This is a genomic window from Methylobacterium sp. Leaf361 (assembly GCF_001424445.1).
In the GTDB taxonomy this organism is placed as follows: domain Bacteria; phylum Pseudomonadota; class Alphaproteobacteria; order Rhizobiales; family Beijerinckiaceae; genus Methylobacterium.
The window spans coordinates 20,918-37,697 of sequence record NZ_LMPY01000005.1 but is presented as its reverse complement, the minus strand read 5'-3'; the positions used below and the strand labels follow the sequence as shown (position 1 = coordinate 37,697).

16 protein-coding genes are annotated in these 16,780 nt (G+C 73.0%); 7 read left to right on the top strand and 9 right to left on the bottom strand.

What is annotated here, in order from left to right:
* Window positions 1-295 precede the first annotated feature (295 nt).
* Window positions 296-1,168 carry a tetratricopeptide repeat protein gene (locus ASG32_RS05825; RefSeq protein WP_020092402.1) on the top strand — a complete coding sequence of 291 codons (873 nt, stop codon included), beginning with the start codon at window positions 296-298 and terminating at the stop codon, window positions 1,166-1,168.
* A 118-nt stretch (window positions 1,169-1,286) separates the two neighbouring features.
* Here ASG32_RS05825 and ASG32_RS05820 read toward each other — a convergent pair whose 3' ends face one another.
* From ASG32_RS05820 to ASG32_RS05805, 4 genes are all read right to left on the bottom strand, one after another.
* Window positions 1,287-2,441 (bottom strand): acyl-CoA dehydrogenase, encoded by a 1,155-nt coding sequence (locus tag ASG32_RS05820; protein WP_056523448.1) that lies wholly within the window; start codon window positions 2,439-2,441, stop codon window positions 1,287-1,289.
* Between the two features lie 74 nt (window positions 2,442-2,515).
* Window positions 2,516-3,712 carry an acyl-CoA dehydrogenase family protein gene (locus ASG32_RS05815; RefSeq protein WP_056523446.1) on the bottom strand — a complete coding sequence of 399 codons (1,197 nt, stop codon included), beginning with the start codon at window positions 3,710-3,712 and terminating at the stop codon, window positions 2,516-2,518.
* Between the two features lie 2 nt (window positions 3,713-3,714).
* A complete protein-coding gene (locus tag ASG32_RS05810; RefSeq protein ID WP_056523445.1) occupies window positions 3,715-4,899 on the bottom strand; it encodes an acetyl-CoA C-acyltransferase in 1,185 nt (394 codons plus the stop codon).
* A gap of 14 nt (window positions 4,900-4,913) precedes the next feature.
* Window positions 4,914-6,983 (bottom strand): 3-hydroxyacyl-CoA dehydrogenase NAD-binding domain-containing protein, encoded by a 2,070-nt coding sequence (locus tag ASG32_RS05805; protein WP_056523563.1) that lies wholly within the window; start codon window positions 6,981-6,983, stop codon window positions 4,914-4,916.
* A gap of 337 nt (window positions 6,984-7,320) precedes the next feature.
* Between ASG32_RS05805 and ASG32_RS05800 the strand changes: the two genes are divergently transcribed.
* The 4 genes from ASG32_RS05800 to ASG32_RS05785 are packed head-to-tail and all read left to right on the top strand — an operon-like array spanning window position 7,321 to window position 11,181.
* Window positions 7,321-8,361: a nitronate monooxygenase family protein gene (locus ASG32_RS05800; RefSeq protein ID WP_056523443.1), complete on the top strand. Its 1,041-nt coding sequence runs from the start codon at window positions 7,321-7,323 to the stop codon at window positions 8,359-8,361.
* On the top strand, window positions 8,358-9,095 hold the full coding sequence (locus tag ASG32_RS05795) for an enoyl-CoA hydratase-related protein (protein WP_056523441.1): 738 nt from the start codon (window positions 8,358-8,360) through the stop codon (window positions 9,093-9,095). Before ASG32_RS05800 ends, ASG32_RS05795 begins: the two co-directional genes overlap by 4 nt.
* Window positions 9,092-9,961 (top strand): IclR family transcriptional regulator, encoded by an 870-nt coding sequence (locus ASG32_RS05790; RefSeq protein ID WP_244491829.1) that lies wholly within the window; start codon window positions 9,092-9,094, stop codon window positions 9,959-9,961. The genes ASG32_RS05795 and ASG32_RS05790 overlap by 4 nt, the downstream gene beginning before the upstream one ends.
* An 11-nt stretch (window positions 9,962-9,972) precedes the next feature.
* A complete protein-coding gene (locus tag ASG32_RS05785) occupies window positions 9,973-11,181 on the top strand; it encodes a CaiB/BaiF CoA-transferase family protein (RefSeq protein ID WP_056523439.1) in 1,209 nt (402 codons plus the stop codon).
* A 31-nt stretch (window positions 11,182-11,212) separates the two neighbouring features.
* Here ASG32_RS05785 and ASG32_RS05780 read toward each other — a convergent pair whose 3' ends face one another.
* Window positions 11,213-11,590, bottom strand: a complete 378-nt coding sequence (locus ASG32_RS05780; protein ID WP_020092393.1) for a PH domain-containing protein — start codon at window positions 11,588-11,590, stop codon at window positions 11,213-11,215.
* A gap of 74 nt (window positions 11,591-11,664) precedes the next feature.
* Entirely contained in the window at window positions 11,665-12,120 is a 456-nt protein-coding gene (locus ASG32_RS05775) for an Rrf2 family transcriptional regulator (RefSeq protein ID WP_056523560.1), read from the bottom strand.
* A gap of 88 nt (window positions 12,121-12,208) precedes the next feature.
* Between ASG32_RS05775 and ASG32_RS05770 the strand changes: the two genes are divergently transcribed.
* Window positions 12,209-12,988 (top strand): class I SAM-dependent methyltransferase, encoded by a 780-nt coding sequence (locus tag ASG32_RS05770; RefSeq protein WP_056523437.1) that lies wholly within the window; start codon window positions 12,209-12,211, stop codon window positions 12,986-12,988.
* Window positions 12,989-13,015: 27 nt separating this feature from the next.
* Here the strand turns inward: ASG32_RS05770 and ASG32_RS05765 are convergent, their stop codons facing one another.
* Window positions 13,016-14,044, bottom strand: coding sequence for a GDP-mannose 4,6-dehydratase (locus ASG32_RS05765; RefSeq protein WP_056523435.1), 1,029 nt, complete (start codon window positions 14,042-14,044; stop codon window positions 13,016-13,018).
* Between the two features lie 26 nt (window positions 14,045-14,070).
* Complete coding sequence (locus ASG32_RS05760) at window positions 14,071-15,309, bottom strand: complex I NDUFA9 subunit family protein (RefSeq protein ID WP_020092389.1); 1,239 nt, start codon at window positions 15,307-15,309, stop codon at window positions 14,071-14,073.
* A 271-nt stretch (window positions 15,310-15,580) separates the two neighbouring features.
* Here ASG32_RS05760 and ASG32_RS05755 point away from each other — a divergent pair, with 271 nt between their 5' ends.
* The gene (locus tag ASG32_RS05755; protein WP_020092388.1) at window positions 15,581-15,763 is read left to right on the top strand and encodes a hypothetical protein; all 183 of its coding nucleotides are present in this window, start codon (window positions 15,581-15,583) and stop codon (window positions 15,761-15,763) included.
* A 9-nt stretch (window positions 15,764-15,772) separates the two neighbouring features.
* Here ASG32_RS05755 and ASG32_RS05750 read toward each other — a convergent pair whose 3' ends face one another.
* Window positions 15,773-16,714, bottom strand: a complete 942-nt coding sequence (locus tag ASG32_RS05750; RefSeq protein WP_020092387.1) for an MBL fold metallo-hydrolase — start codon at window positions 16,712-16,714, stop codon at window positions 15,773-15,775.
* Between the last annotated feature and the right edge of the window lie 66 nt (window positions 16,715-16,780).

Below are 16,780 nucleotides of genomic sequence, written 5' to 3'. Positions count from 1 at the left end.
GGAGGGCCGTCCGCGGCCCCGCGGAACGGTCGAGCCATACCTTCGCCACATCCCGCCGCTTCCACGACAGTGTGGTCGGTTCCGAATGCTGTCGCTCGAGCCCGCCCGCACCGCTTGGTCCCGCCGGGACCGGCGGGGGCCGGATCACGACGCGGCGCTTCTTAAGCCGGCCTTCACCGTGATGCGCGACGGTGCCCCGAATTCGGGCGTGCCCGGCGCTCGGCGCGGGCTCTTGGACTGTGAGGGGCGGGGCGGGCGCGCGCGGAGCGGGCGACGCCTCGGGGAGAGTGGGGCAATGAACGTACGCAACCGGCTGGGACGGAAGACGGCACTGATCGGCGCGGCCTTGGTCTCGGCTGCCGGCCTCGCGGGCTGCGAGACCGTCGGCAGCGCGGCCGGCCCGCGGCAATACGCGGTCCTGGAGAAGGACACGACCGGCGCCACGAACGTCAACATCGCCTCCCTGACCGAGGTCGTGCAGCGCAACCCGAACGACGCGGCGGCCTACAACACCCGCGGCGCCGCCTACGCCCGCGCCGGCCAGTTCAACGACGCCATCGGCGACTTCACCAAGGCGATCCAGCTCGATCCGAACTCCGCCTCCGCCTACAACAACCGCGCCCTGGCGAACCGCCAGATCGGCCGCGACGGCCCGGCGCTGCAGGACTTTTCCAAGGCGATCGGGATCGATCCGAATTACGGGCCGGCCTATATCGGCCGGGCCAATGTCGAGCGCGCGCAGGGCAACCTCGACCAGGCGCTGAACGACCTCAACGTCGCGATCCGCCTGAGCCCCGAATCCGCGCAGGCGTACCATGCCCGCGGCCTCGTGAAGCAGAAGCAGGGCCAGGACACACAGGCGATCGCCGATTTCGACGCCGCCATCGACCGCGACCCGTTCGTGGCCGCGCCCTACGCGGCCCGCGGCCAGAGCCTGATCGCGACCAATCAGTACGCGAAGGCGATCGAGGACTACAACGCCGCGCTCAACGTGAACGCCAAGGACGCCACGTCCTGGGCCTATCGGGGCCTCGCCTACGAGAAGCAGGGCCAGCGCAAGGAGGCGATGGAGAACTACCAGCGCGCCTCGACGATCGACCCCAACAACACCGTCGCGCGGGCCGGTCTCGGCCGCGTCCAGGGCGGGGTCGGCACGCTGTTCAACTGACCGCTCCGTCATCGCGCGCGGAGCGAGGCGGCCCGGGGTTGGCGCAACGTTCTCAAGCGTAGCGCCCTCTGGATTGCTGCGCTCCGCCCGCAACGACAGTGTCGGCGCCCGAACCGGACTACGCCGCCAGCAGCCCGTTCTCGTCCTGCGTGATCCGGCGCAGGTGGTGGGCGGTGTCGCCGAGCTGGTACTCGATCATGGCGAGCCGCTTGAAGTGGTGGGCGCCGATATACTCAAGCGTCATGCCGATGCCGCCGTGGAGCTGCACCGCCTCCTGGCCGACGTAGCGGCAGGCCTTGTTGATCTGCACCTTCACGGCCGAGAGGGCCGCGGCCCGCGCGCGCGGCTCGGGTGTGTCCACCATCATGGCGGCGTAGAGCGCCATGGAGCGGGCCTGCTCCAGCTGGATCAGCATGTCGACGGCCCGGTGCTGCAGCGCCTGGAACGAGCCGACGCTGACGCCGAACTGCTTGCGGGTCTTCAGGTACTCCACCGTGAGCTTGTGGAGCGCGTCCATGGAGCCGACCGCCTCGGCGGCGAGCGCCGCGATCCCGTGCTCCACCACCCGCTCCAGGAGCGGCAGGCCGCCCTCCGGGTCGCCGAGCGCGGCGTCGGCCGGGAGCGTCACGTCTGAGAAGGACACCTCGGCGGCCCGGCCGCCGTCCTGGGTCGGGTAGGCCTCGATGGCGACGCCGGGGGCGTCGGTCGGGACGAGGAACAGGCCGATCCCGCTCGGGTCGCGCCGCTCGCCCGAGACGCGGGCCGAGACCACCATCAGGCCGGCCGCGTCGGCGTTGGGCACGACGCTCTTCGCCCCGCTCAGCACGTAGCCGTCGCCGCTGCGACGGGCGATCGTCGCCACGTCGGCGAGGTCGTAGCGGGACTGGCGCTCGGTGTGGGCGAGGGTCAGGCGCAGGTCGCCGGCGACGAGCCCCGGGACGAGGCGCTCCCGCTGCGCGGCGCTGCCGCCGAGCCGCAGGGCCGTCGAGCCCAGCACGAGGCTCGCGAGCAGGGGCTCGACCACGAGGTTGCGGCCCACCGCCTCCATGACCAGCATGGTCTCGACCGGGCCGCCGCCGAGGCCGCCTTCGTCCTCGGAGAAGGGCAGGCCGGCGACGCCGAGTTCCGCGAAGGCCGCCCAGCCGTCCTCGGGGAAGCCGAGGGGCGCCTTCAGCCGCGCCTGCCGGCTCTCCAGCGACGGGTAGAGGTCGGCGGCCAGCCGCTCGACGCTGTCGCGCAGGAGCGACTGGTCCTCGTTTAGGTCGAAATCCATGGTGTTCCCTCGCGGATGTCGTCGGAGGCGCCCGGAACCTCAGGATGAGGGGGAGGACGGGGCGAGGCGACCGCTCACAACCCCAGGATGCCCTTGGCGATGACGTTGTGCTGGATCTCGTTCGAGCCGCCGTAGATCGAGACCTTGCGGTTGTTGAAGTAGCTCGGCGCCGCCGCGTCGACCCAGTCGAAGCCGCCGGGCAGGTTGTTGGCCCCGGCCCCGCGCGCGGGCGCCGCCAGGGCGAAGGGCCCGGCGAGCTCCACCAGCAGCTCGGTCGCCGCCTGCTGGAGCTGCGAGCCGCGGATCTTGAGCAGCGACGAGGCCGGGTCCGGCTCCACCGAATCCGCCCTTCCCTGCTTGGCCGCCACCCGCATCTGGGTGATCTCCAGGGCCTTCAGCTCGACCTCGACCTCCGCGACGCGGGCGCGGAAGGCGGGATCGTCCCACATCGTGCCGGACCCGGCCGGCATCTCGCGGGCCAGCCGCTTGATGCGGGCGATCCGCTCCTTGGTCAGCCCGATCCGGGCGATGCCGGTGCGCTCGTTGGCGAGCAGGAACTTCGCGTAGTCCCAGCCCCGGTTCTCCTCGCCGACGAGGTTCTCCACGGGCACGCGCACGGCGTCGAAGAAGACCTCGTTGACCTCGTGCCGCCCCTCCAGCGTCAGGATCGGCCGCACGGTGATCCCGGGCGTCGTCATGTCGATGAGCAGGAAGGAGATGCCGCGCTGCTTCTTGGCCTCGAATTCGGTGCGCACCAGGCAGAAGATCCAGTCGGCGTGCTGGCCGAGCGTCGTCCAGGTCTTCTGGCCGTCCACGACGTAGTGGTCGCCGTCGCGCACCGCCCTGGTCTTCAGCGAGGCGAGGTCCGAGCCGGCGCCCGGCTCGGAGAAGCCCTGGCACCACCAGTCGTCGAGGTTGGCGGCGCGCGGCAGGAAGCGCGCCTTCTGGTCCTGCCGCCCGAAGGTCGCCAGCACCGGGCCGAACATGTAGCAGTTGAACTGCTGGGGTAGCGGCACCGCCGCCTGGAACAGCTCCTCGGTGTAGATGTAGCGCTGGATCGGGGTCCAATCCCGGCCGCCCCATTCCTGCGGCCAGTGCGGCACCGCCCAGCCCTTGGCGTTGAGGATCCGCTGGCTCGTGACGTAGTCCTCCTTCGAGAGGCTGCGCCCCTCCGAGACCTTTTTCCGGATCTCCGCCGGGATTTCTTCGCGGCAGAAGCTCCGGACCTCGTCGCGGAACGCGATCTCTTCCGGCGTAAAGCGGAGATCCATCGTCAGCCTCCGATCTCGAACAGGCCGGCGCAACCCTGGCCACCGGCGACGCACATGGTCACGACGGCGTAGCGCGCGCCGCGGCGGCGGCCCTCCAGCAGGGCGTGTCCGACAAGCCGCGCCCCCGACATGCCGAACGGGTGGCCGACCGCGATGGCGCCGCCGTTGACGTTGACCTTCTCGGGGTCGATCCCGAGCGTGTCCCGGCAGTAGACAGACTGGGACGCGAAGGCCTCGTTCAGCTCCCACAGGTCGATGTCGGCGACGCGCAGGCCCTGGCGCTCGAGGAGCCGCGGCACCGCGAAGACCGGGCCGATGCCCATCTCGTCCGGCCCGCAGCCCGCCGAGGCGAAGCCCCGGAAGGTGCCCAGCGGTTCGAGGCCGCGCCGCGCAGCCTCGTCGGCCGACATCAGCACGCTGGCCGAGGCCCCGTCCGAGAGCTGGCTGGCATTGCCCGCCGTGATGAAGGCCCCCTCCCCGCGCACAGGCTTGAGCTTGGCGAGACCCTCCAGATTCGTGTCCGGGCGGTTGCCCTCGTCCTTGGCGAGCCGGGTCTCGACCTCCCGGGTCTCGCCGGTGGCCTTGTCGGTCACCGCCATGACGGCGGACATCGGGACGATCTCGTCGTCGAACAGCCCGCGCGCCTGGGCATCGGCCGTGCGGCGCTGGCTCTCCAGGGCGAAGTGGTCCTGCGCCTCCCGGGAGATCCGATAGCGCTCCGCCACGATGTCGGCGGTCTCGATCATCGGCATGTAGATCGCCGGCAGATGGGCCTCCAGCCAGGCGTTGCGGGTCAGCTCCCGCTGGACCTTCGGCTGGACGAGGCTGATCGACTCGACGCCGCCCGCCACCGCCACCGGCACGCCGTCGAGGATGATCCGGCGCGCCGCGCTGGCGATCGCCTCCAGGCCCGAGGCGCAGAAGCGCGAGACCGTGACGCCGGCCGACTCGACCGGGATCCCCGCCACCAGGGCCGCGTGGCGGGCGACGTTGCCGCCCGTGGCGTTCTCGGGATAGCCGCAGCCGAGCACCACCTCCTCGACGGCCGCGGGCTCCAGGCGCGCCCGGTCCAGGGCGCCGCGGATCGCGTGGGCCGCGAGGTCGGCGCCGCGGGTGAGGTTCAGCGCGCCGCGATGCGCCTTGCCGATGGGCGTGCGGGCGGTCGAGACGATCACCGCGTCGGTCATGATCGCTCTCCCGCTCAGGCGTTCTTCAGGCCGGCGAAGCTGCCGCCCTCGGCGGCGAGCTTCTTGAGGAGCGGCGCCGGCTCCTGGCTGTCGTCGCCGGTCTCGGCCGCGAAACGCGACAAGGCTTCGGCGACGGTCTTCAATCCGACCGTGTCGGCCCAGTGCATCGGGCCGCCGCGCCAGGCGGGCCAATTGTAGCCGTTGATCCAGATCGTATCGATGTCGCCGGGCCGGGCCGCGATGCCCTCCTCCAGGATCCGCGCGCCCTCGTTGACCATCGGGTACATGAGCCGCGCGACGATCTCGTCGGCCGTGAAGCTGCGGCGCGCGACGCCGTGCTCGGCGGCGACGCGCGCGATCAGCGCCTCCACCTCCGGGTCGCGCGTGCCGGCGCGGGCGCCGTCCGGGTACAGATAGAAGCCGCGGCCGGTCTTCTGGCCGAACCGGCCCTGCTCGGCGAGCGAGTCCGCCACCGGCGCCCGGCCGCCGAAATCCTTGCGCGAGCGCCAGCCGATATCGAGTCCCGCGAGGTCGCCCATGGCGAAGGGGCCCATCCGGAAGCCGAAGCCGGTCACCGCCGCGTCGACCTCGTGCGGCAGCGCGCCCTCGAGCAGTAGCCGCTCGCCGGCCCGGCTGCGGCGCTCCAGCATGCGGTTGCCCACGAAGCCGAAGCAGACCCCCACCGTCACCGGCAGCTTGTTGAGGCGCTTGCCCAGGTCCAGCGCGGTGGCCAGCACGTCCGGCGCGGTTCTCTCCGCACGGACCACCTCGACGAGGCGCATGACGTTGGCCGGGCTGAAGAAGTGCAGGCCGAGCACGTCCTGCGGCCGGTTGGTCACCGCCGCGATGGCGTTCACGTCGAGGTAGGAGGTGTTGGTGGCCAGGATCGCGCCGGGCTTGGCGACCTGATCGAGTTTGGAGAAGATCTCGCGTTTGACGCCCATGTCCTCGAAGGCCGCCTCGACGACGATGTCGGCCTCCCCGGCGTTCTCCAGGCCGAGCGCGCCCGTGATCCGGCCGACCCGCTCGTCGCGCTGGGCCTCGGTGATCGAGCCGCGCTTGGCCGAGCCGGCGTAGAGCCCCCTCACCCGGTCGAGGCCGCGCGCCAGGGCGCCCTCTTCCGTCTCGATCACCGTCACGGGGATCCCGGCATTGGCGAAGCACATGGCGATGCCGCCGCCCATCGTGCCGGCGCCGATCACCGCGGCCGTGCGGACGGGGCGGCGCGGCGTGTCCTTCGGCAGGCCGGGCACCCGGCCGGCCTCGCGCTCGGCGAAGAAGGCGTAGCGCAGGGCCTTCGAGCGCGGATCCTCCACCAGGGCGCGGAACTCGGCCCGCTCCACCGCCACGGCGGCATCGAAATCCTGCTCCAAGCCCGCGCGGACCGCCCGCGCCAGGGCGTGGACGTTGGTGGCGTCGGGATCGCGCTTCACCGCCTCGGCGGCCTGCGCCTCGAATTTTTCCCGCGCCTCCGGCGTCAGCGTCTCGGACCGATCGCGCGCGCGTGGCAGGGCGCCGGAATCGGCGAGTTCCAGGGCGCGGGTGCGCGCCTCCGCGACGAGGTCGCCGAGCACCACGGCGTCCACGATGCCCAGCGCCGCCGCCGTCTCGGCGGAGACCGGCTCGCCGGTGAGCATCATCGGGAAGGCGGCGTCGGGCCCGATCAGGCGCGGCAGGCGCTGCGTGCCCCCCGCCCCCGGGATGATCCCGAGCTTGATCTCCGGCAGGCCGATCCGGGCCGACGGGGCCGCGACGCGGCCGTGGCAGGCCATCGCCAGCTCCAGGCCGCCGCCGAGGGCCGCGCCGCCGATCGCCGCCACCACCGGCTTCGTGCTGGCGTCGAGCCGGTCCAGGATGTCCGGCAGGCTCGGCGGGCGCTGCGGCTTGCCGAACTCGCCGATGTCGGCGCCGCCGACGAACACCTTGCCCTCCGCGGCCAGGACGACGGCCCGGACCGACGCGTCCGCGATGGCGTTCGTCAGGGCCTCGTCGAGGGCCGCCCGCAGCGCGGCGCCCAGCGCGTTGACCGGCGGGTTGGCGAGCGTGAGCACGGCCACGCCGCCGTCGACCTCCTGACGAACCACCCGATACTCCCCGTTGTTCTGCAATGCAGAATAAGTGTCCGCGTTTCGGCGGGATGTTGGTCCGAGTGCCCGCCAGCGTCAAGGACGGGCAAGGTCTGTCATCGGGGTGCGGCCAACTGTTCTGCAATGCAGAAAAGTATCGCCTCGGCCGTTTGACCCGCGGCCCGGGGCCATGCCATCACAACGGCCCTGAACGAGACTCGGTTGCGGACGCCGCCCGGCGCGCGAAGGCCGGGCCGCCGGAGGCACGGGGGAGGATCGCGGTGCGCGGCAAGGATCGGGGCGAGCGGCCCGGGGGCGCCTGTCCGGCGCGAGTTCCGGCAGCGGGGAGCGGGCGGTGAGCGACGGTCCCGAGCGCGACCCGGGCGGGCGCCTGCCCGGGATCCTGCGCGGCCAGCTCGCCCTGCCGGTGATCTGCGCCCCGATGTTCATCGTCTCCGGCCCGGAGCTGGTCATCGCCCAGTGCCTGTCCGGGGTCGTCGGCTCCTTTCCCGCGCTGAATGCCCGGCCGGCCGAACTCCTCGACGCGTGGCTCGCGCGGATCACGCAGACGCTCGCACAGGCCCGCGCCGCCGACCCGTCGCGGAAGATCGCGCCGTTCGCGGTGAACCAGATCGTCCACGCCTCCAACGACCGGCTGGCGCAGGATGTCGAGGCCTGCGTCCGGCACCGGGTGCCGATCATCATCACCTCCCTGCGGGCGCCGGACGCGGTGATCCGCCCGGTCCACGCCCATGGCGGGGTGGTGTTCCACGACGTCACCAATGTCCGCCACGCCGAGAAGGCGCTGGAGGCCGGCGTCGACGGGCTAATCCTGGTGTGCGCCGGGGCGGGCGGGCACGCGGGGACACTGAGCCCCTTCGCCCTGGTGGGCGAGATCCGGCGGTTCTACGACGGGCCGCTGATCCTGTCGGGGGCGATCACCTCGGGCTCCGCGATCCTGGCGGCCCAGGCCATGGGTGCCGACCTCGCCTACATGGGCACCCGCTTCATCGCCACCCGGGAGGCGAACGCGGCGGCGGCCTACAAGGACATGATCGCCGGCAGCGCGGCCTCCGACATCGTCTACACCCCCTACTTCACCGGCGTTCCGGGCAATTACCTGACGCCGAGCATCCGCGCCGCCGGGCTCGATCCCGAGGCCCTGCCGGTGCGCGACAAGACCGCGATGAACTTCGGCAGCGCCAGCGTGAAGGCGTGGCGCGACGTCTGGGGCGCCGGCCAGGGTGTCGGCACCATCGCGGACGCGCCGGCGACCGCCGACCTCGTCGCCCGGCTCGCCCGGGAATACGCGGCGGCGCGGGCGCGGACGGCCGGCAGCTCCGCGGACTACGCCGCGGATTTCGCCGCAGACCGCGACGGCGGGGCCGTTCCGTGAGCGTCCGCCTCGCCGATCCGGAGCCCGGGATCCGGCTCGTCACGATCGACCGGCCGGACCGGCGCAACGCCCTCGACCGGGCGACCTACGCGGGCCTGACCGACGCCCTGGAGGCCGCGGGACGGGACGCGGAGGTGCGCGCCCTGGTCCTCACCGGCGCGGGCGGCTGCTTCACCGCCGGCAACGATCTCAAGGATTTCCAGGACGTCGAGACCGGGGGCGACAGTCCCGGTCTCACCTTCCTCAAGGCCCTGCGCGCCTGCCCGCTCCCGGTCGTGGCCGCCGTGGAGGGCCACGCGGTCGGCATCGGCACGACGCTGCTGCTCCACTGCGACCTCGCCTACGCGGGGGACGGGGCGCGATTCCGCCTGCCCTTCACGGCCCTGGGCCTCAGCCCGGAGGGCGGGTCGAGCTACCTGCTGCCCCTGGTGGCGGGATCGAAGCGCGCCGCCGAGCTGCTGATGCTCGGCGAGCCCTTCACGGCCGCGGACGCCGCCGCGGCCGGCCTGATCAACGCCGCCGTCCCGGCCGGGACGGCCCTGGAGACCGCGCTCGCCAAGGCGCGCGCGCTCGCCGCCCTGCCCCGGGTCTCGATCGCCGCCACCAAGCAGGCGCTGCGGCGCGGCCACGACGACAGCGTCGCCCGCGCGCTCGACGCCGAGGCGGAGGTCTTCCACGCTCTCCGCCGCGGTCCGGCGGCGCAGGCGGCCTTCGCGGCGTTCCTGCGCCGATGAGCGGGCGGATGGAGGTGGAGGCCGGCCCGCGCGCCGGATCCGACATCGGGCTCGACACGGCCGAGCCCGACACGGCCGAGCCCGACGCGGCCGGCGCCGGCGCGAAGGAGGACCGGCACTTCGTCACGGCCCTGGCCCGGGGGCTGTCGGTGCTCGCCTGCTTCGGCCCGGGGCGCACGAGCCTCGCCAACCACGACATCGCGGAGGCCTGCGGCCTGCCGCGCTCCACCGTGTCGCGGCTGACCTACACGCTGACCAAGCTCGGCTACCTGCAGCACATGCCCGAACTCGGCCGCTACCGGCTCGGCACCGCCACCATCGCGCTGAGCTCGGCCGCCCTGGGCGGCCTCGACGTCCGCGCCATCGCCCGGCCGGTGCTGCGCGCGGTCGCGGAGGCGGCCAACGCCTCGGTCGGCCTCGGGGTGCGGGACCGGCTCAGCATGCGCTACGTCGACTGCCAGCGCGGCCCGGCGGCGATCTCGCTCAACCTCGACACCGGCTCGCGCATCTCGCTGGCCCGCAGCGCCATGGGCCGCGCCTACGTGGCGGTCTGCCCGGACCGGGAGCGCGCGGGCATCTACGAGGACCTGAAGGCGCTGGATCCCGTGGCCTGGCCGGTGCTGCGCGCCGGCCTCGACCGCGCGGTGGAGGAGCACCGGGAACTCGGCTGCTGCACCTCGTTCGGCGAGTGGCAGGAGACGGTCTGCGCCATCGCGGTGGGGTTCCATCCCGGCGGCGGACTGCCGCCCATGTCGGTCAATTGCGGTGCCCCCACCGTCATCACCGACGCGCGCTTCCTCCTGGAGGTGGCGCGCCCGAGACTGATCGACGCCGTGCGCAGCCTCGACGGCGTCATGGGAGCCTGAGGACCATCGCGATGGATGCCGTTGCCGACCTGCCGCTCGCCGGAATCCGCGTCCTCGACCTGTCCCGGGTCCTGGCGGGACCCTGGTGCGCGCAGGTGCTGGGCGATCTCGGCGCCGACGTGATCAAGGTGGAGCACCCGGAGCGCGGCGACGACACCCGCGACTGGGGCGTGCCGACGAGCCCCGGCAACACCTCGTATTTCGACAGCGTGAACCGCAACAAGCGCTCGATCGGTGTCGACCTCGCCACGCCGGAGGGGCTGGCGATCGTCAAGGCGCTCGCCCGCGAGAGCGACGTGCTCGTCCAGAACTTCAAGACCGGCGGGGCCGAGAAGCTCGGCCTCGGCTACGCGGACCTGTCGGCGGAGAATTCCGGCCTGATCTACTGCTCGATCGCCGGCTACAGCTCCGACGGCTCCGAGGCCGGCCGGCCCGGCTACGACCTCGTGGTCCAGGGCGAATCCGGCGTGATGGCGCTCAACGGCGAGGCCGGGGGACCGCCCCTCAAGTTCGGGGTCGCGGCGGTCGACCTGTTCACCGGCCAGTTCGCCGCCCAGGCGGTGCTGGCGGCCCTGTACCAGCGGGAGCGGACCGGGCGCGGCCGGACCGTCGACCTCGCCCTGTTCGACTGCGGCGTGGCGCTGACCTCCTATTACGGCCTGGAGGCGCTCGCCCGGGGGATCGATCCGCCCCGCTACGGCAACGCCCACCCGTCGATCGTGCCCTACGGGGTGTTCGAGGCCGGCGACGGGCCGGTGGTGATCACGGTCGGCAACAACGGGCAGTACCGCCGCTTCTGCGAGCAGGTGCTGGAGCGGCCGGACTGGGTCGCGGACCCGCGCTTCGCCACCAACCTCGACCGGTCGCGCAACCGCGCCGCCTTCATCCCCGTGCTCGAGGCCGAGCTCGCCAAGTGGGAGCGCGCGCCGCTGATCGCGCGGCTGAGGGCGGCGGGCATCCCCTGCGGCGAGGTGATGGGCCTGCGCGAGGCGCTCACCTGCGACCGCGCCCGAGAGGCCGGGCTGGTGGTCGCGGCACCGGAGGCGGCCTCCGCGAACGCCCACGTCATCGCCCCGCCCTACCGGCTCGACGGCCGCCGGCTGCCGGTGCGGCGCATGCCGCCCGGCCTCGGGGATTCGAGCGCCGAGATCCTGGCCGAGCACCTGGACTACCCCGAGGCCGCGCGCGACGCCCTGCGGGCCAAGGGCGTGGTCCGCTAGGCGGCCGCCGCCCGCCGGCGCGCGCCCCGGGCTAGCGCAGCACGCCCTCGGCGAGGGCCCGCTGGATGCCCCGGACATCCGCGCCCTTCTTCAGGGTGCGCTGGATCGGCTCCGCCGCCCCCGAGACCCAGATCTTCAACTCGGCGTCGAGGTCGAACGTGCCGGCGGTCTCGACCGAGAAGCGCACGATCGCGCGGTACGGCACCGACAGGAACTCGACCTTGCTGCCGGTCACGCCCTGGACGTCGATCAGGATGACGCGGCGCTCGGTGAACACGAACACGTCCCGGATGATCTTGAAGGCGAGCCGCGCCGTCTCGCCCTCGATCAGGATGCCGTCGAGCCGGCGCTCCAGGGAGGCCGCGTCGACGGCCGAGCCGTGTCCGAGCAATCCGTCCAGTAGGCCCATGGCCGCTCATCTCGTGCTGGTCCGCGTCGATGCCGAGGATGGCGCCTGAGCGTCGCCGCGGCAACCGCCCGCCGTCAGGCGCAGGTCGAGGCGTCCGACGGCCTGTCGGGCCGGCACCGGGCGTCGAAGCTTCGCGCGAGCTCGGCGAGGCTGACGGAACCGAGCCGCGCGACCAGGAGCGCCTCGGCCTCGCGCAGCGTGTCCTCGACCGCCGCGTTGACGACCTGCTCGACCGCGCAGGCCGGGTTCGCGCGATCGCTGCCGATCGCGAAGATGCGGGGGCCGCCGACCGCGCGGTGGACGTCGAGCAGCGAAACCGCGTTCAGGTCCGCCGCGATGGACCATCCGCCGCCGTGCCCCTTCTCGGATTTCACGTAGCCCGCGTTCCGGAGCCCGGCCATCGTCCGCCGGACGACCACCGGGTTCGTCCCGAGCATCCGCCCGATCGCCTCGGACGTCATCGGTCCGTCGTGGCGGGCCATGTGAAGCAGCACATGGAGCGTCCGGGAGAGGCGGCTGTCGGTGCGCACCCGCCGATCCATCACACCGGGCCCGGGATTGGCAACCGTGCCCGATCACGATACTTATCAAGTTACGTGATGGAGCGGAGCCCGAGCGGTGCGCGAGTTCGAGAACCCCGATCGGTGGGACAAGGTCGCCGAGCACTACGCGACGACCGCCCACCCGTTCACCGCGCGCTTCGCGGAGGCGGCGCTCGCGCGGGTGCCGCTGACCGGGCGCAGCCGCGTCCTCGACGTCGCGGCCGGCACCGGTGCCCTGGCGCTGGCCGCGGCGCGGACGGGGGCGCAGGTCCTCGCGGTCGACTTCGCGCCCGGCATGGTCGCGCGCGTCGCCGGGGCGGCCCTGCCCAACGTCGACGCGCGGGTCATGGACGGCCAAGCCCTCGACCTGCCCGACGGCGGCTTCGACGCGGTGTTCTCGATCTTCGGGGTGATCATGTTCCCCGACTGGCGGAAGGGCCTCGCCGAGATGGCGCGCGTGACGCGACCCGGGGGGCGGGGCGTCGTGGCGACCTGGCAGGACCAGGGCGCGGCGACGTTCCTGCTGCTCGGCGAGATCCGCCGCCGGCTGTTCCCCGAACGCGAGAGCCGGGCGATGCCCGACGGGGTGCGGGCGCTCGGCGATCCGGCCGGGTTCACCCGGGAACTGGTCGCGGCCGGGTACGCGGCCCCGCGGATCGACCGGGTGACCTTCGACTACGCGCTCGACGTCGCCCTGCTCGACGACCCCGACACGGTGTTCGGCCTGTCGCCGGACTGGGTCGACCTGAGCGCGGACGACCGGGCCGCGGTGATCGCGGAGGCGCGGCGCATGGCGGCCGGACGACCCGTCCTGCCGATCCCCTCCACTGCCCTGATCGGCGTCGCGGAGCGCTGAGCGCCGCTTCGCGCGGGGCCCGGCGCCTCAGCGGGTCTCGCGCGCGTCCGCGAGCCGCGCCCGCGCGTCGTCCAGAACCCGGGTCAGGGCCGCGTCCCACGAGACCCGCGGCTGCCAGCCGGTGGCGGCGTGGAGGCGGCCGGCATCGCCCGCGGCCAGGGGGATCTCGGTCGGCCGCACCCGCTCCGGGGCGATGCGGATCTCGAACGGCACCCGGGCCCGCGCGCGCAGGTCCTCGAGGACGCTGGCGATCGTCCGCGGTTGGCCCGAGCTGATGTTGAACACGCTCCCGTCTGCGAGGGAGTCCGCGCGGCCGATCAGGTCGGCGTAGGCGCTCGCCACGTCGGCGACGTCGAGGAAGTCGCGGTAGGACGAGAGGTTGCCGACCTCCAGGCAGGGCGGCACGAGGCCGGCCTCGATCCGGGCGATCTGTCCCGCGAAGGAGGCCACGACGAAGCGCTCGTCCTGGCCGGGACCGATATGGTTGAACGGCCGCAGCACGACGAGCTTCACGCCGATGCGGGGCAGCAGGTCGCGGAGCAGCTGCTCGCCGACCCATTTCGACCGGGCGTAGGTGTTGCGCGGCAGCGGCTCGACCGCCTCGCTGAGGGTGTGGCCGGCGAGGAACGCGCTGCCGTAGACCTCGCCGGAACTTACGAAGAAGAAGGTGCAGCCCGGCACCGCCTCCACCGCGGCCACGAGGTTCATCAGGCCGTTGACGTTGACCCGCCACGCTTGGCCCGGGCCGCTCGCGGAATCCGCCACCGAGGCGAGGCCCGCCAGGTGCAGGATCGCGGTCGGCCGGAACCGCGCCACGAAGCCGCCGAGCGCGGCTTCGTCGAGGAGGTCGATCGCCGCGTAAGTGACGCCCTCCGGCAGGCGCGGCGACCGCCCCCGCCCGATCCCGGCCACGCAGTCGCCCGCCCTCGCCGTCGACCCCGCCGTCGCCCCCGCCAGGAGCGGCAGGACGTGGCCGCCCACGAAACCGGCCGCCCCGGTGACGAGGACGCGCCGCGGGGCCGGGCCGCCGGACCCGTGGGGAGAGGGCGCGCTCACGGCGCGATCCGGGCGGGGAGCGTCACCTAGCCCGGGTTCCGGGTTCCCCAGCGCACGCCCATGCTGCCCTGCCCGGCCCCCGGCGAGCTGCCGGCATCGGCGCCGATCGCCGGGCCGGAGGCGGTCTTCGGCCGGTGCTGCGAGCCGGCCGCCAGGGGCTGCGACGCCAGCGTGTCGGGCACCTCGGACAGGACTTCCTCGTCGCGATCGGTGGCGAACTGGCCCGCCTTGCGGAAGGTCCAGAGATAGCCCGGCACCACCGCCTCCGCGGCGGTCGGCGTGATCCCGATCCCCTCGAAGGTCCGGCCCTCGGCCTTGGCGGCCTCCGAGACGACGTTGTCGTTCTGGAGCAGCGTGACCTGATCGCGGGTCAGCTTCAGCGAGTCCGGCAGCAGGCCGAAGGTCAGCGTGTCGGCGATCTCCAGCATGCGGGCCTGGAGCTTGGCCGCCGGCACGGGCAGGTCCACGACGACCCGCTTCCGCCGGATCGTCTTCAGCATGTAGCGCACGAAATGCTCCAGCGTGCCCACCTCCGGGCCGCCGAGCTCGTAGACCTTGCCGGGCGCCAGCGTGCCGTCGACCGCGCGGGCGATCGCCTCGGCGACGTCGCCCACGAAGGCCGGCTGGAAGCGGGACTGGCCGCCGGCCAGCGGCAGGACCGGGAGCGCCCGGGCGAGGCCGGCGAAGCGGTTGAAGAAGCTGTCACCCGGCCCGAAGATCAGCGAGGGCCGGAACACGACCGCGTCCGGGCAGGCGGCGAAGACCCGCGCCTCGCCCTCCGCCTTGGTGCGCGCGTAGAGCGACGGCGAGGCCGGATCGGCGCCGATCGCCGAGACCTGGATCATCCGGGCGCCCTGGCGCGCCGCGGCGCGGGCGATCGCCTCGGCCCCGTCGACTTGAAGCCGCGCGAAGCTCTGGGAGCCGGTCTCCTGCAGGATGCCGACGAGGTTGATCAGCACGTCCGACCGCTCGGCGGCCCGGGCCACCGAGTCCGGGTAGCGCAGGTTCGCCTGGACGGCGACGATCTGGTTGACCTTCCCGAGCGGCTGCAGGAACAGCGCGAGGTCCGGCCGGCGCACTGCGACGCGGATCCGGTAGCCGCGCTTGGCCAGCGCCCGCACCACGTGCCGGCCCAGGAAGCCGGAGCCGCCGTAGATGGTCACGAGCTGGTCCTGCGGGCGCAGGGGGCCCGGGGCGGCGGCGGAATGCGTCTGCTCGCTGGTGTGCGCCGTCGCGGACGCCGTCGTGTTGTCTTGGCCGCTCATCGCCGTGGTCTCGAGCTCCTCGCGCGCCTCGGGGCGCCGTCAGGCGGCCTACTTAGCCTAACTTCGGCGCGATGGGAGCCGCCGAATGCGCCGCCGCGCCATTCCGGTGAACAGCGCGGGGCGGATGATCGCGGCCGAGGGACCGCGCGCCGGCTCGCGGCAGGCTGATCACGGGGCTGGAACGGGTGCCGCCGCCGTGCATTCTTCCCCACCATACGGCCCTGCCGAATCGCGCGGATGGGACGCGCCGGGGACTTCGATGATTGTAGGGATGCTCGTTTCCGCGGCGATCGCGGTGCTCGGCCTGCTGGTGGCGCTCGGGTACGTCGGCCACCCGATCGACGCGCAGCTCGTCAGCAACTACGGCTGGAGCATCCTGATCATCGGCGTCGCGCTGTTCGTGCTGTTCACCTGGGCCCGGTACAGCCGGACGCGCCGGCGGCGCTCCGTCTGACGCCCGGCCTCAGGCGACCTTGATTCGGCGGCGCATCTCCCGCGCCACGGCCGGGCGCGCGCTCGGCCGGCCGCTCACCGCCCGCGGGGCGCCGACGATCAGGCTCTGGCGCTCGCGCGCGATGAACGCCGTCGGCATCTCGGCCTGGAGGTCGGCCTCCATGTCGCGCAGCGCCGTGTCGGAATGGGCCGGGTGCAGGTGGATGATCCCGAGCGCCTTCACGCCGGCGTTCCGGGCGAGCTCCACGCCCTTCTGCCAGGTCGAGTGCCCCCAGCCCCGGCAGGTCGGATATTCCCCGTCGGTGAACATGCCGTCGTAGACCATCAGGTCGGCGTCGGCGACGAAGGCGGCGAGCTCCGGATCCGGCCACGGGTCGCTGTGCTCGATGTCGCTGATCAGGCACAGGCGGCGGCCGCCGTGCTCGAACCGATAGCCGACCGATCCCTGCGGATGGTTCAGCAGGATCGTGGCGACGCGCGTGCCGTCCGGGAAGGCCAGGGTCTGACCCGCCTCGAAGCCGTGGTGGTGGAAGGTGCAGCACAGCTTGTCGAGCGTAACCGGGAAGAGCGGCGGCGCGAACAGGCGGTCGAGGGTCGGCCCGGCCGATTCGCCGCCGAGGTTGCCGCAATAGGTATTGATCACCCGGTCGGGATCGAGAACCGCCGGCTTGAAGAAGGGCAGGCCCGCGGTGTGGTCGAGATGCAGGTGGCTGAACAGCAGGTCGACTTCCTGGGGCAGATCGGTCCGGTGACCCTGCCCGAGGTTGTAGATGCCCGAGCCCGCGTCGACGATGAACATGCGCTGGCCGCACCGCACCTCGATGCAGGGCGTGCTGCCGCCGAACTCGGCGTATTGCGGGCCGCTGACGGGCGTCGAGCCGCGGACGCCCCAGAAGCGCAGTGCGAGGTCCTGGTCGGCCGCCAGGATGGTCGGCTCGGAACTGTTCGACATGGCGATCACGAATCCGCGGACAGTCGGTCCCGATCACTTATGATCGAAACCCCGTCGCCGTTCCGG

What these genes read in the sequence shown, in the direction of transcription:
- ASG32_RS05760 (WP_020092389.1), bottom strand. Translation starts at nt 15,309, where the DNA reads ATGAGCGGCCAAGACAACACGACGGCGTCCGCGACGGCGCACACCAGC.
- ASG32_RS05780 (WP_020092393.1), bottom strand. Translation starts at nt 11,590, where the DNA reads ATGGGCCTACTGGACGGATTGCTCGGACACGGCTCGGCCGTCGACGCG.
- ASG32_RS05825 (WP_020092402.1), top strand. Translation starts at nt 296, where the DNA reads ATGAACGTACGCAACCGGCTGGGACGGAAGACGGCACTGATCGGCGCG.
- ASG32_RS05750 (WP_020092387.1), bottom strand. Translation starts at nt 16,714, where the DNA reads ATGTCGAACAGTTCCGAGCCGACCATCCTGGCGGCCGACCAGGACCTC.
- ASG32_RS05810 (WP_056523445.1), bottom strand. Translation starts at nt 4,899, where the DNA reads ATGACCGACGCGGTGATCGTCTCGACCGCCCGCACGCCCATCGGCAAG.
- ASG32_RS05755 (WP_020092388.1), top strand. Translation starts at nt 15,581, where the DNA reads ATGCTCGTTTCCGCGGCGATCGCGGTGCTCGGCCTGCTGGTGGCGCTC.
- ASG32_RS05820 (WP_056523448.1), bottom strand. Translation starts at nt 2,441, where the DNA reads ATGGATTTCGACCTAAACGAGGACCAGTCGCTCCTGCGCGACAGCGTC.
- ASG32_RS05785 (WP_056523439.1), top strand. Translation starts at nt 9,973, where the DNA reads ATGGATGCCGTTGCCGACCTGCCGCTCGCCGGAATCCGCGTCCTCGAC.
- ASG32_RS05815 (WP_056523446.1), bottom strand. Translation starts at nt 3,712, where the DNA reads ATGGATCTCCGCTTTACGCCGGAAGAGATCGCGTTCCGCGACGAGGTC.
- ASG32_RS05790 (WP_244491829.1), top strand. Translation starts at nt 9,092, where the DNA reads ATGAGCGGGCGGATGGAGGTGGAGGCCGGCCCGCGCGCCGGATCCGAC.